Origin of the sequence: Pseudomonas sp. Marseille-Q1929 (assembly GCF_017316265.1) — a bacterium.
Classification (GTDB): domain Bacteria; phylum Pseudomonadota; class Gammaproteobacteria; order Pseudomonadales; family Pseudomonadaceae; genus Aquipseudomonas.
Window position 1 is genome coordinate 452,013 of sequence record NZ_JAFLWU010000001.1, and the last position, 14,362, is coordinate 466,374.

Here is a 14,362-nt window from a genome sequence, read left to right on the forward strand (position 1 = left end):
GTCGTGGCTGTCAGATAGCGGTCACTTTACTGACCGGATCTGCGCGCTATAAATACTCCCCCATCCCTCCATTCCCTGTCCTGGCGCCTTACAGCATGCACATCACCAAAAGAAAAGCTGCATTGATCGTGGGAGTCCTACTGGTACTGGTTGTCGCGGCATGGGCGTTGACCCGGCCCGCCAAGACCAAGTTGGTAGCGTCCACAGCGGTGCCGGTGCGGGTAATGAAAGTCGTGGAGCAAGACTTGCCACGCTATGTCACGGGAATCGGTTCGGTGCTGTCACTGCACAGCGTGGTGATCCGCCCGCAGATCGACGGCGTTCTCACGCAATTGTTGGTCAAGGAAGGTCAGTTGGTGAAGACCGGCGACCTGCTGGCAACCATCGACGACCGCTCGATCCGCGCCAGCCTCGACCAGGCCAGGGCGCAACTGGGGCAAAGCCAGGCGCAACTGCAAGTGGCACTGGTCAATCTCAAGCGTTACAAGGAGCTGAGCGTCGACGACGGTGTGTCGAAGCAGACCTACGACCAGCAACAAGCCTTGGTCAACCAGTTGAAGGCAACGGTGCAAGGCAACCAGGCCGCTATCGACGCGGCCCAGGTGCAACTCTCCTACACCCAAGTACGCTCGCCGGTCACAGGCCGGGTCGGCATCCGCACCGTGGATGAAGGCAACTTTCTGCGGATGAGCGATGCCCAGGGGCTGTTCTCGGTCACCCAGATTGATCCGATAGCCATCGAGTTTTCATTACCGCAGCAAATGCTGCCAACGCTTCAAGGCCTGATCGCCGCCAGCTACCCCGCCATCGTCGGCGCCTACCTCGGCGCCAATACTGATGGCGAAAACAGTGACCTGCTCGGCCAAGGCCGCCTGAGCCTGATCGACAACCAGATCAACAGCACGACCGGCACCATCCGCGCCAAGGCAGAGTTCGGCAACAGCGCGCAAAAACTCTGGCCAGGCCAATTGGTGACCGTGAAGATCCAGACCGCCCTCGACCGCAACGCCCTCGCCGTCCCGCCAAGTGTGGTGCAACGCGGCCTGAACTCGCACTTCGTGTACCGCATCAACGGCGACAAGGCAGAAATCGTGCCGGTGCAGGTGGTGTACCAGGATAGCGACCGCAACATTCTCAAGGGTATCCAGGTCGGTGATGTGCTGGTCAGCGATGGCCAGTCGCGGCTCAAGGCCGGTGTCCAGGTCGAGGTTCTCAAGGACCCGCCCCAGGTGATCCAGACCGCTGACGCCAAGGTGCTGCCATGACGTCGAGGGGCTCTATCTCCGCGTGGTGCATCGATCGTCCGGTCGCCACCCTGTTGCTGACCTTCGCCATGGTGCTGCTCGGGTTGATCGCCTTCCCGAAGTTGCCCATCGCCCCACTGCCGCAAGCGGAATTCCCTACGATCCAGGTCTCCGCGCAATTGCCCGGCGCCAGCCCAGACACCATGGCATCATCGGTGGCCACCCCGCTGGAGGTGCAATTCAGCGCGATCCCCGGCATGTCCCAGATGACGTCCAGCAGCGCCCTTGGCACGAGTGTGCTGACCCTGCAATTCACCCTCGACAAAAGCATCGACACCGCCGCGCAGGAAGTACAGGCGGCGATCAATACCGCCTCCGGCAAATTACCCAGTGACATGCCAAGCCTGCCGACCTGGAGAAAGGTCAACCCGGCCGACAGCCCGGTGCTGGTGATCAGCATCAACTCCCATGACTTGCCGGGCACCCAGTTGAGCGACCTGGTGGAAACCCTGCTGGCCCGGCAAATCAGCCAGATTGACGGGGTTGGCCAGATCAACATCACCGGCCAGCAACGCCCGGCGATTCGTGTACAGGCCTCGCCGGACCGGCTGGCCGCCATCGGCCTGACCCTGGCCGATATTCGCCTGGCGATCCAGCAGTCGAGCCTGAACCTGGCCAAAGGCGCGCTGTACGGAGAAAACAGCGTGTCGACCCTGTCGACCAATGACCAGCTGTTTCACGCCGAGGAATACGGTGACCTGATCATCTCCTACAAAAATGGCGCCCCCGTGCAATTGCGTGACGTGGCCAAGGTCGTCGAAGCCTCGGAAAACGCCTACGTGCAAGCCTGGGCGGGCGATGTTCCTGGGGTCAACCTGGTGATTACCCGCCAACCCGGCGCCAATATTGTCGAGACGGTTGAACGCATCCAGGCCGAACTGCCGCGCCTGCAAGCGATGCTGCCGGCGTCGGTCGAGCTGAACGTCCTGATCGACCGCACCACGACCATCCGCGCCTCCCTGCACGAAGTTGAATTGACCCTGCTGATCGCCGTACTGCTGGTGGTCGGGGTCATGGCGATTTTCCTGCGCCAGTGGTCGGCGACGCTGATTGTATCGAGCGTGCTCGGGGTGTCGCTGATCGCCAGTTTCGCCCTGATGTACGTGATGGGATTCAGCCTCAACAACCTCACCCTGGTGGCCATTGTGATCGCCGTGGGGTTTGTGGTGGACGATGCCATCGTGGTGGTGGAGAACATCCATCGCCACCTTGAGGCCGGATTGGACAAGCGCACAGCAGCGATCAAGGGCGCCAGCGAGATTGGCTTTACCGTGGTGTCCATCAGCGTGTCCCTGGTGGCGGCGTTCATCCCGCTGTTGTTCATGGGCGGCGTGGTTGGGCGGCTGTTCAAGGAGTTTGCCTTGACCGCCACCTCGACCATCCTGATTTCCGTGGTGGTCTCCCTGACGCTCGCCCCCACGCTGGCAGCGCTGTTCATGAAAGCGCCGGTCCATCGCCCCCATGACAACCCCGGGTTTGGCGAACGCCTGCTGGCGGGCTATGAACGGTACCTGCGCAAGGCCCTGGCCCATCAACGCACCATGCTCGGTATCTTCGGGCTGACCCTGGGCATGGCGATCGCCGGGTACGTATTGATCCCCAAAGGCTTTTTCCCGTTGCAGGACACCGGTTTCATCCTGGGTACCAGCGAAGCCGCTGCGGACGTGTCGTACCCGGACATGGTCGCCAAACACAAGGCCCTCGCAGAAATCCTCAAGGCCGACCCGGCGATACAGGCGTTCTCCCACGCGGTGGGCGTGACCGGCAGCAACCAGACCATCGCCAATGGCCGCTTCTGGATCTCCCTGAAGGATCGCGGCGACCGCGATGTATCCGCCAGCGAGTTCATCGACCGCATTCGCCCCCAACTCGCCAAGGTACCGGGGGTTGTCCTGTACCTGCGCGCCGGCCAGGACATCAACCTCAGTTCCGGCCCCAGCCGCAGCCAGTACCAGTACGTGCTCAAAAGCAACGACGGCGCGACGTTGAACACCTGGACCCAGCGCCTCACCGAGAAACTGCGTGGCATCCCAGCCTTTCGTGATGTCTCCAACGACCTGCAACTGGGCGGCAGCATCACCCACATCAGCATCGACCGCCGCGCTGCAGCACGCTTCGGCCTGACCGCCACCGATATCGACCAGGCGCTCTACGACGCCTTCGGCCAGCGCCAGGTCAATGAGTTCCAGACCGAAACCAACCAGTACCAAGTGGTGCTGGAACTCGACACTCAACAACGCGGCAAGGCCGAAAGCCTGAACTACTTCTACCTGCGCTCGCCGCTGACCAACGAAATGGTGCCGCTGTCGGCGGTGGCCACGGTCGATGCGCCCACAGTCGGGCCGTTGTCCATCGCCCACGACGGTATGTTCCCGGCCGCCAACCTGTCGTTCAACCTGGCGCCCGGCGTGGCGCTGGGTGATGCGGTGATCCTGCTCAACCAGGCAAAGAACGAGATCGGCATGCCCGCCTCGATCATCGGCAACTTCCAGGGGGCGGCGCAGGCGTTCCAGAGCTCGCTCGCCAGCCAGCCGTGGCTGATCCTTGCGGCGCTGGTGGCGGTCTACATCATCCTCGGCGTGCTGTATGAAAGTTTTGTGCACCCGTTGACCATTATCTCGACGCTGCCCTCGGCGGGCCTGGGGGCGCTGGTCATGTTATGGCTGTTGGGCCAGGACTTTTCGATCATGGCCCTGATCGGCCTGGTGCTGTTGATCGGCATAGTCAAGAAAAACGGCATCCTGCTGATCGACTTCGCCCTGGAGGCCCAGCGCACGCGTGGGTTATCACCCCAGGACGCGATCTTCGAAGCCTGTATCACCCGGTTCCGCCCCATCATCATGACCACCCTGGCCGCCCTGCTCGGCGCGTTACCGCTGATGCTCGGCTATGGCGCCGGCGCGGAGTTGCGCCAGCCGCTGGGTATCGCGGTGGTCGGCGGCCTGCTGGTGAGCCAGGCGCTGACGCTGTTCACCACACCGGTCATATACTTGTACCTTGAGAAACTCTTTCATAGACCCAAACCAACCCCCGAGTTGGCGACCACACATTGAGGCCTAGGCCCCGTCCTGGAACAAAAGGCTCATGCGCGTCCTGATTATTGAAGATGAAGAAAAAACCGCGGACTACCTGCACCGCGGCCTGACGGAGCAAGGCTACACCGTCGATGTGGCGCGCGAAGGCGTCGAGGGTTTGCACCTGGCACTGGAGAACGACTACGCGGTGATCGTGCTCGACGTGATGCTGCCAGGCCTGGATGGCTTTGGCGTATTGCGTGCGTTGCGCGCCCGCAAGCAGACGCCGGTGATCATGCTCACCGCCCGCGAACGTGTGGAGGACCGCATTCGCGGCCTGCGTGAAGGCGCTGATGATTACCTGGGCAAACCGTTTTCCTTCCTGGAACTGGTGGCGCGCCTGCAAGCCCTGACCCGCCGCAGCGGTGGCCATGAACCGGTGCAGGTCACGGTCGCCGACCTGTGGATCGACCTGATCAGCCGCAAGGCCAGTCGCAATGGCCTGCGCCTGGACCTGACCGCCAAGGAGTTCTCGCTGCTCAGCGTGCTCGCGCGACGCCAGGGCGAGATCCTGTCCAAGACCGCGATTGCGGAGATGGTCTGGGACATCAATTTCGACAGCGATGCCAACGTGGTGGAAGTGGCGATCAAGCGCCTGCGCGCCAAGCTGGACGGGCCGTTCGAACAAAAATTGCTGCACACCATTCGGGGCATGGGTTATGTGCTGGAGAGTCGCAGTGTCGGCTAACTCAATCGCGCTGCGCCTGAGCGGCATGTTCACCCTGGTGGCGCTGTTGATTTTCGTCTTGATCGGCGGCGTGCTGTACCAACAGGTGGACCGAGGCCTGGGCCTGTTGCCGGAGGCTGAACTGGATGCGCGCTACAGCGTGCTGGAGTCCTCGGTGGGTCGCTTCGGCACGCCCGATCACTGGGCCAAGATCACCACCAAGCTCAAGCTGCTCAGTGAAGAAGACAAGCGCATCCGATTCTGGGTGGTCAGCAGCGATCCGTCCTACGAATATGGCAACCCCGATGCGCAGATTCGCGCCTTTGCCGAAGGCGCAAGCGGTAAGCGCGATTTGCGTCAGCCTGGGTACGACCATCCGTTCAAGGCACTGGTGAGCCAGTTTCCGGCCAAGGACCAGCGGCCGCCGTTGCGTTTCATCATTGCCATCGACACGGAAAATTTCCACGCCACCCAACATCAGTTGCTGATGGCGCTGATCGGCCTGGCGCTTGTCGGTGTGGTGCTGGCTGCGCTGCTGGGGTTCTGGGTGTCGCGAATCGGCCTCAAGCCGCTGGGTAAACTCTCGGATGAAGCGCAAAAACTGGCACCGCCAAAACTCTCCGGGCGCTTGCAGTTGTCACCGCTGCCGCCGGAGCTGAGCCAGTTCGTCAACTCGTTCAACGCCACGCTGGATCGTGTGGAACTGGCCTACTCGCGCCTGGAATCGTTCAACGCCGACGTGGCCCATGAGCTGCGCTCGCCGCTTACCAACCTGATAGGCCAGACCCAAGTGGCGCTGACGCGCGGCCGCTCGGCGGAGCACTATTTCGAGGTCCTGCAATCCAACCTCGAAGAGTTGGAGCGCCTGCGTTCGATCATCAACGACATGCTGTTCCTCGCCAGCGCCGACCAGGGCAGCAAGGCCACCAAGCTGATTGAAAGCTCGCTGGCCGACGAGGTGGCAACCACCCTCGATTACCTGGACTTCATCCTTGAAGACGCCCGGGTCCAGGTGCGCGTACGCGGTGACGCTACGGTACACATCGAAAGAGCCCACCTGCGCAGGGCCTTGATCAACCTGCTGAGCAATGCGGTGCAGCACACCGCGCCGGGGCAGGTCATCGACGTGAAGATAGACGTGCAGGCGAACCGCGTGGCAATCGCGGTGACCAACCCTGGCGACGTGATCGCCAGCGAGCACTTGCCACGGCTGTTCGAGCGGTTCTATCGAGTCGACGCTTCGCGCAGCAACAGCGGCGGCAATCACGGCCTGGGCCTGGCCATCGTCAAGGCGATTGCGCTGATGCATGGCGGTGATGTGTTCGTACGCAGCGAAGGCGGCGGCAATACCTTTGGTATCACCCTGCCCGTCTGAACACCTCGGTCAACATGTGGGAGCTGGCTTGCCTGCGATAGCGGTGGGTCAGTGATACATGGGTCAACTGACACGGCGCCATCGCAGCGATGCGGCGACCCGACAAGCCAGCTCCCACACTGGATCTCCATTGCGATGACTGTCGCGCTAACTGTTGCGATTTGGGCAACAGTCATTATCTTGTTACACTCTGTATCGCACCGCTCGCCTGCGTTAATTTGACGCACCGATGAGCGCGACGGCAAAGACAGTTATCCGCTTACCCGAATTTCCCTCGACTTATTTCCAGGGCTCTACACTGGGAATCTGTTTTAAAGCCGCTGACTTCAGCGGCTTTTTTTTGCCGTAAAAAAGGCCAGGAACACCCCCACGACATGGCCGTTTTCGATTGACCAAAGGAGCCCCACCGGTGAAGAACTCGCTGACGTTCACCCCGCTATTCCTGGCGATTGCAGCAACGATCGCCCCTCTCGCCCACGCGGCAGACACCACCCCCGCCGACGGTTTCGTCGAAGGCTCCCACCTCACGATCAACACCCGCAACTACTACATGAACCGCGACCGTCGCGATACTCACACCGATGACAGCAAGGAATGGGGCCAGGGTTTTCTCGGCACCTTTGAATCCGGCTACACCCAAGGCACCGTCGGCTTTGGCCTGGACGCCCACGCCATGCTCGGCCTCAAGCTCGACGGCGGTGGCGGCACCGACGGCTCCAGCATCCTTCCCTACGGCGGTGGCAACGGCAAAGCGCCCGGCTCGTTCTCGACCGCCGGCGGCACCTTGAAAATCCGCGCATTCGACACCGAGTTGAAGGCCGGCGACCTGTTCCTCAACAACCCGGTGATCGCCGGCGGCATGACACGCATGCTGCCGCAGACCTTTCGTGGCGTCAGCTTGAACAACCACAGTTTCGACGGCTGGATGTTCGAAGGCGGCCAGGCCAGCTTCACCAAGCTCTACAACCAGAGCGGCCACCAGCGCATCGGCACCAGCTACGGGGCCCTGCCCAGCCATACCGACGCCCAGCACATCAACTGGGCAGGTGTGTCATTCAGCGGTATCCCCGGGCTGACCAGCAACCTCTACGCTTCTGAACTCAAGGATGTGTGGAACCAGTACTACTACGACCTGGACTACACCTACGCCCTGAACGACCTGGTCAGCCTCAACCCGGGCCTGCACTACTACCACACCCAAGACACCGGCCAATCGCTGCTGGGCGATATCGACAACAACACCTACAGCCTGCACTTCACCGTCGGCGTCGGTCATCACAGCGTCACCGCCGCCTACCAGCGGGTCAACGGCAACACGCCGTTCGACTACATCTCCCAGGGCGACAGCGTGTACCTGGACAACTCCCAGCAATACTCGGACTTCAACGGCCCCAACGAACGCTCGTGGAAGCTCAAGTACGCCTACGACTTCGCCGGCCTCGGCCTGCCTGGCCTGACCTCGGCCGTGTCCTACATCAGCGGCAAGACCGACCTGACCAAAGTCGACCCGCAAAGCCGTGGCTACAGCCGCTGGTACAGCGCCGATGGCAAGGACGCCAAGCACTGGGAACGGGATATCGACCTCAAATATGTGGTGCAAGGCGGCAAGGCCAAAGACCTGGCCGTGCGCCTGCAATGGGCGACCAACCGTGGCAGCAACGGTTATTCGGCGGTGGACAATGACGTGGATGAATACCGCGTGATCGTCGACTATCCGATCAACGTGTTCTGACCCGCGAACTTTCTTTCTTAACCAACTATTTAATTTTCATCGGGTAGCACTAAACTGCCAGCATCCCAAGTGCTGAAGCCTGCCCGATGAGCCAAGACCGTGGTCGTACCCTGCCTTTACGCCCAGAGCTATTGCTGCTGCTGGGCAGTGGCCTCACTGTCGCCCTTATCATGGTCATCGTCGCGGCGCTGCTGATCCGCGAACACGCCAGCACCCTGCAGGCCGCCAAGCGCGCCACCACCAACATTACCCAACTGATCAATGCCGATGTGCTGCGCAACGTCGAACTCTACGACATGGCGCTGCAAGGGCTGATCGCTGCCACCACGCGCAAGGACTTGGCGCAGGTGCCGGCGGATATCCGGCACTTGGTGCAGTTTGATCAATCCACGGCGGCGCCCTTCAAAGGCGAAGTGCTGTTACTGGACGCCAATGGCGCGGTGGTTGCCGACTCTTCGACGCTGTGGCCAACGCCGCGCAATTTCGCCCACCGCGATTACTTCCAGGTTCATCAGAACAACGCCCAGGCAGGCCTGTTTATCAGCCGCCCGTTCAAGATCCGCTGCGCCTGCGATCAAGTGTGGCGCATTGCGTTCAGCCGGCGCGTATCGGGGCCGGACGGGGAGTTTGCCGGGGTTGCCGTGGCAACCATGCGCCTGGCGTATTTCGATCAGTTATTCAACCGCCTGACCATCGGCAATGGCAGCAGCGTGAACCTGATGAACACCCACGGCATTCTCCTCGCCCAGCAGCCGCTGCTGGAACGCGACATGATCGATAAGGACCTGAGCGACCGCCCCAACTTCAAACGCATGCTGCGTGAGGGTGAAGGCAGTTTCCGGGCGATCTCCTCCATGAGCGGCAAAGAGCGCTTGTACACCTTCAGCAACGTCGGTGAACTACCACTGCTCGTGGTGGTGGCCCTGTCCAGCGAAGACGTGTTCGCCCCCTGGGAGCGCGCTGCACTGTTGACCGCCGGCGCCACCGGCGTGCTGTGTATCGGCTTGTTGTGGCTGACTTGGATGCTGCGTCGGGAGCTGCGCCGCCGTTATCGCACGGAGCGCGTGCTGTCAGAACTGGCAGCCACCGACGCCCTCACCGGGTTGGCCAACCGCCGTATCCTCGACGAGCGCCTGCGCCTGGAATGGGACCGCGCGCAACGCTCAACCGAACCGCTGACACTGCTGATGATCGACGTGGACCACTTCAAGGCCTTTAACGACCGCCACGGCCATCATGGCGGCGATGAAGCGTTGCGCACCGTGGCCCAGGTGATCGGCACCAATATCCGCCGCCCCGCCGACTTGGCGGCACGCTATGGCGGTGAGGAGTTTGCGGTGGTGCTGCCGCATACCGATGCCAAGGGCGCCGAGGTGATTGCCGAACATATCCGCAGCAGCATCGAACATTTGCCGCGGGTGGCGGGCGATGAGCGGCCGATCACGGTGAGCATTGGCTTGAGCACGTGGGACAAACGCAGCCGCTTGTCGCTGGAGGCGCTGTTGTTGAGTGCGGACCAGGCGCTGTATGAGGCCAAGCACACCGGGCGCAACCGGATTGTGGATGCTGCGACCCTCTGACATGTGAATGAGGTCCAATGTGGGAGCTGGCTTGCCTGCGAAAGCGGTGTGTCAGTCAATGCATCTGTAACTGATCCACCGCATTCGCGAGCAAGCCCGCTCCCACATTTTTGATCTCCATAGCGCTCGAACCGCAGGCATAAAAAAAGGCCACCCGAAGGCAGCCTTTCAAAACTAAAGAAAGAGAGTTGTTACTTACACCGCCGCAACGGGACGCATGTAAGAGATCGGTGCGGTGCTGGCATCTTCGAAGGTCACGACTTCCCAAGCGTCTGTCTGCTCAATCAACTTGCGCAGCAGCTGGTTGTTAAGGGCGTGGCCCGACTTGAAGCCTTTGAACTCGCCTATCAGGCTATTGCCCAGCAGGTAGAGGTCACCGATTGCATCGAGGATCTTGTGCTTCACGAATTCGTCTTCATAGCGAAGGCCGTCTTCGTTCAGTACACCATCCGCGTCGACCACAATGGCGTTTTCAACGCTGCCGCCGAGTGCGAGGTTGTGCTTGCGCAGGTACTCGATGTCACTCATGAAACCAAAGGTACGGGCGCGGCTGACTTCTTTTACGAACGAAGTGCTGGAAAAATCCACGCTTGCACTTTGGGTGCGGTCACGGAATACCGGGTGATCGAAATCGATCTCAAAGCTCACTTTAAAGCCTTCGAACGGGACGAAGGTGGCGCGCTTGTCGCCGTCTTCTACTGTCACTTCCCGCAGAATGCGAATGAACTTCTTGGCTGCGTCCTGTTCTTCCAGGCCGGCAGATTGAATCAGGAATACGAAAGGTCCAGCGCTACCATCCATGATCGGGACTTCAGACGCGGAGAGCTCGACGTAGGCGTTATCGATGCCCAGGCCAGCCATGGCCGAGAGCAAGTGCTCCACCGTGTCCACTTTGACGTCACCGTTGACCAATGTGGTCGACATGGTGGTTTCGCCAACGTTTTCCGCGCGAGCAGGAATCTGCACCACAGGGTCCAGGTCGGCACGAACAAACACGATGCCGGTGTCGACAGGTGCAGGTTTGAGGGTCAGGTATACCTTCTCCCCGGAGTGCAGACCTACACCTGTGGCACGGATAATATTCTTCAGGGTGCGTTGTTTAATCATGGCTTGGACCGCTTGAGCGCAAATTGCGAACTGGTATCAACAAAGGCTGGCGATAATAGCAGACCAGACCTTTGCTGAACACCAATCACCTTCATAGCCCTGATACATTCCATCAATCGGCCTGACGACGCAGGAATGCCGGGATGTCCAGGTAGTCCAGGTCATCTTGCGGATTCGGGCTACGGGACGCCGCAGCACCGGCCTGAGCCTGGTTGCGCATCACGGTCGGACGGTCCAGGTCACGGTAGTTCACCGACGGCAGTTCCTGGCGCGAAGGCGCTGGAGCAGCAGCCGCTTGGCTGACCTGGCTGGTGTGCAGGGTGTTGTCGATGACCTTTACAGGCTTCTCGATCTTGGCACCCAGGCCGGTTGCAACCACGGTCACGTGCAGTTCGTCGCGCATGTCCGGGTCGATAACGGTACCGACTTTGACCATGGCGTGCTCGGACGCGAAGGCTTCGATGATGCTACCCACGTCGGAGTACTCACCCAGGGACAGGTCAGGACCGGCGGTGATGTTCACCAGGATGCCGCGTGCGCCTTGCAGGTTCACGTCTTCCAGCAACGGGTTGCGGATGGCCGCTTCAGTGGCTTCACGTGCACGGTTCGGACCGCTGGCGCAGCCAGTGCCCATCATCGCCATGCCCATTTCGCTCATCACGGTACGTACGTCGGCAAAGTCGACGTTGATCATGCCCGGGCGCTTGATGATGTCGGAGATACCGCGAACGGCACCGGCCAGTACATCGTCAGCCTTGGCGAATGCGGACAGCAGGCTCGCGTCCTTGCCCAGGATAGTCAGCAGCTTCTCGTTGGGAATGGTGATCAACGAGTCGACGCTTTCAGACAGCAGACGGATGCCTTCGTCGGCGATCTGCATGCGCTTGCGGCCTTCGAACGGGAACGGACGGGTCACGACAGCAACCGTCAGAATGCCCATTTCCTTGGCCACTTCGGCAATGATCGGTGCAGCACCGGTACCGGTACCGCCGCCCATGCCCGTGGTGATGAACACCATGTTGGTGCCTTGCAGCACTTCGGCAATACGCTCGCGGTCTTCCAGGGCGGCTTGACGGCCGACTTCCGGGTTGGCGCCAGCGCCGAGGCCTTTGGTCACCGCGGTGCCCAATTGCAGGATGGTCCGCGCGCCGATGCTTTTCAGCGCCTGGGCATCAGTGTTGGCGCAGATGAATTCAACGCCTTCAATGTTGCTCTTGACCATATGGTTGACAGCGTTGCCGCCGCCACCGCCGACACCGATCACTTTGATGACCGGGCTTGCGGGGATGTTGTCTACGAGTTCGAACATGTTCCCTCTCCTTTCGTTTTCTCTAGTTTTTTCGCCTACTGCTTCCAGCGGTGTTGCGGTAAATCTTTAAAAATTGCCTTTGACCCACGCTTGCAGACGCTCGAACAACGGCGCTTTCGCCTCGTCGTCACTGCGGTAGCTGTCGCGGATGCTCGGGCCCGACAGGGAAATGCCGTCGGTCTGCTTTTGCAGGCCGTACAACAGCAAGCCCACGCCAGTGGAATAAATCGGGTTGCGCACCACGTCGCCCAGGCCTTTGACGCCATGGGGCACGCCCAGGCGCACCGGCATGTGGAAGATTTCCTCGGCCAGTTCGACCGCGCCTTCCATCTTCGAGGTGCCACCGGTCAGCACGATGCCGGCCGGGATCAAATCTTCGTAGCCGCTGCGACGCAGCTCAGCCTGGATCAGGGTGAACAGCTCGTCGTAGCGCGGTTCGACCACTTCGGCCAGGGCCTGGCGCGACAGTTCGCGCGGTGGACGGTCGCCCACGCTTGGCACCTTGATGGTCTCGCCGGCGCCGGCCAGTTTGGCCAGGGCGCAGGCGTAGCGGATCTTGATTTCTTCGGCGTACTGGGTCGGTGTGCGCAGCGCCATGGCGATGTCGTTGGTCACCTGGTCACCGGCAATCGGGATTACGGCGGTGTGACGGATCGCACCTTCGGTGAAGATCGCGATGTCGGTGGTGCCGCCGCCGATGTCCACCAGGCACACGCCCAGTTCTTTTTCGTCGTCGGTCAGCACGGAGTAAGCCGATGCCAGCTGCTCCAGAATGATGTCGTCGATTTCCAGGCCGCAGCGGCGCACGCATTTTTCAATGTTCTGTGCGGCGTTGACGGCGCAGGTCACCACGTGAACCTTGGCCTCCAGACGTACGCCCGACATGCCCAGGGGCTCGCGAACGCCTTCCTGGTTATCGATCACGTAGTCCTGCGGCAGGGTGTGCAGCACGCGCTGGTCAGCCGGGATCGCCACGGCCTGGGCAGCGTCGAGTACACGTTCAAGGTCGGCGGCGCTGACTTCACGGTCGCGGATCGCGACGATGCCGTGGGAGTTCAGGCTGCGGATATGGTTGCCCGCCACGCCAACGAACGCCGAGTGAATCCGGCAACCGGCCATCAGCTGCGCTTCTTCGATGGCGCGCTGGATCGATTGCACGGTGGACTCGATATTCACCACCACGCCCTTCTTCAGGCCCCGGGACGGATGCGTGCCGATACCGACGATCTCGATTACGCCGTCTTCTCCGACCTCGCCGACCAGCGCCACCACCTTGGAGGTGCCGATATCGAGACCGACGATCATTTTGCCGCTTTGCACGTTTGCCATGGGTCCTGCCTCTTCTTAATTCTTCGCGACAGCGGGTTGCGCTGCCGTGGGCGCAGCCGGTTCACGCCAGCCGACGGCAAGGCCGTTGGCGTAACGCAGGTCGACGCTCGCAATGTTCGTAATCTGTTCTTTCAAGGTCTTGTCATAGATGGCAATAAAGCGGCGCATCTTTTCCACCAAGCGGTCGCGTCCCAGCAACAACTGGATGCCCGGGCCGGAACTGCCGGCCCCGGTGGTCAAAAACCAGCTGCCCCGTTCACGCAATTCCAGGCGTGCAATGGAGAAGCCCATGGGCCGCAGCATCTGGCTCAAGGCCTGGTACTGCTGCATCACTTGCTGCTGCGCCCGCTGCGGCCCGAACAACTGCGGCAGGTGCTCGTAGTTGGCCAGTTCACGCGGGGTGAACGCCTGCCCCTGGTTGTTCAACAGCGCTTCATCACCCCAACGGGCCACGGGCAGTTGCTCTTCCAGGCGGATCGTTACCTGGTCCGGCCAGACGCGGCGGACTTCGGCGTGGGCGATCCACGGCATCTGTTCCAGTTCACCGCGCATACCGGCCAGGTCGATGGTAAAGAAGCTCGCCGCCAGGTACGGGCCGATGCGCTGCTGTACCGCCTGCTGGCTGATGTAGCTCAAGTCACCCTGCACGCTGATCTTGGTGATCGGCCGGTCGGCATACGGCAACAGGCGCTGCGCGCCCTCGTAGGTGCCGAAGCCCAGCACCACCAGCAACACCGGCCAGAACAGCGCCTTGAGAAAACCAAAGTTGGCTTTCGGCAGGCGCGCCGACATCGGCTCTTTAGCCACCATGCGGCTGGCACCCCGTGGCACCGGCTTGCGGCCGGGTGCTGGGGGTTGCTGATGTCGAAGCGATGCGCCGTTCAT

At 61.3% G+C, this 14,362-nt stretch carries 10 protein-coding genes; 6 read left to right on the top strand and 4 right to left on the bottom strand.

The features are described 5' to 3' along the window. Positions 1-95: 95 nt before the first annotated feature. The 6 genes from J1G37_RS02060 (at position 96) to J1G37_RS02085 (ending at position 9,732) form a co-directional block, all read left to right on the top strand. Complete coding sequence (locus tag J1G37_RS02060) at positions 96-1,265, top strand: efflux RND transporter periplasmic adaptor subunit (protein WP_207040019.1); 1,170 nt, start codon at positions 96-98, stop codon at positions 1,263-1,265. Continuing rightward, positions 1,262-4,357, top strand: coding sequence for a multidrug efflux RND transporter permease subunit (locus tag J1G37_RS02065; RefSeq protein ID WP_207040020.1), 3,096 nt, complete (start codon positions 1,262-1,264; stop codon positions 4,355-4,357). Before J1G37_RS02060 ends, J1G37_RS02065 begins: the two co-directional genes overlap by 4 nt. Positions 4,358-4,388: 31 nt before the next feature. Further along, complete coding sequence (locus J1G37_RS02070) at positions 4,389-5,066, top strand: heavy metal response regulator transcription factor (protein ID WP_017738686.1); 678 nt, start codon at positions 4,389-4,391, stop codon at positions 5,064-5,066. Continuing rightward, positions 5,056-6,420: a heavy metal sensor histidine kinase gene (locus tag J1G37_RS02075; protein WP_207040021.1), complete on the top strand. Its 1,365-nt coding sequence runs from the start codon at positions 5,056-5,058 to the stop codon at positions 6,418-6,420. The genes J1G37_RS02070 and J1G37_RS02075 overlap by 11 nt, the downstream gene beginning before the upstream one ends. A gap of 409 nt (positions 6,421-6,829) precedes the next feature. Beyond that, entirely contained in the window at positions 6,830-8,152 is a 1,323-nt protein-coding gene (locus J1G37_RS02080; protein WP_207040022.1) for an OprD family porin, read from the top strand. 86 nt (positions 8,153-8,238) lie between these two features. Next, complete coding sequence (locus J1G37_RS02085; protein WP_207040023.1) at positions 8,239-9,732, top strand: sensor domain-containing diguanylate cyclase; 1,494 nt, start codon at positions 8,239-8,241, stop codon at positions 9,730-9,732. Positions 9,733-9,927: 195 nt separating this feature from the next. On the opposite strand, the gene lpxC is transcribed toward J1G37_RS02085, so the two are convergent. The 4 genes from lpxC to J1G37_RS02105 all read right to left on the bottom strand — a co-directional run bounded on the left by lpxC (position 9,928) and on the right by J1G37_RS02105 (position 14,362). After that, positions 9,928-10,839: a UDP-3-O-acyl-N-acetylglucosamine deacetylase gene (gene lpxC, locus J1G37_RS02090; protein WP_003171886.1), complete on the bottom strand. Its 912-nt coding sequence runs from the start codon at positions 10,837-10,839 to the stop codon at positions 9,928-9,930. A 112-nt stretch (positions 10,840-10,951) separates the two neighbouring features. Further along, a complete protein-coding gene (gene ftsZ, locus J1G37_RS02095) occupies positions 10,952-12,148 on the bottom strand; it encodes a cell division protein FtsZ (protein WP_017738690.1) in 1,197 nt (398 codons plus the stop codon). A 66-nt stretch (positions 12,149-12,214) separates the two neighbouring features. After that, complete coding sequence (gene ftsA, locus J1G37_RS02100; RefSeq protein ID WP_017738691.1) at positions 12,215-13,477, bottom strand: cell division protein FtsA; 1,263 nt, start codon at positions 13,475-13,477, stop codon at positions 12,215-12,217. A gap of 15 nt (positions 13,478-13,492) precedes the next feature. Next, positions 13,493-14,362 carry a cell division protein FtsQ/DivIB gene (locus tag J1G37_RS02105; protein WP_026137037.1) on the bottom strand — a complete coding sequence of 290 codons (870 nt, stop codon included), beginning with the start codon at positions 14,360-14,362 and terminating at the stop codon, positions 13,493-13,495.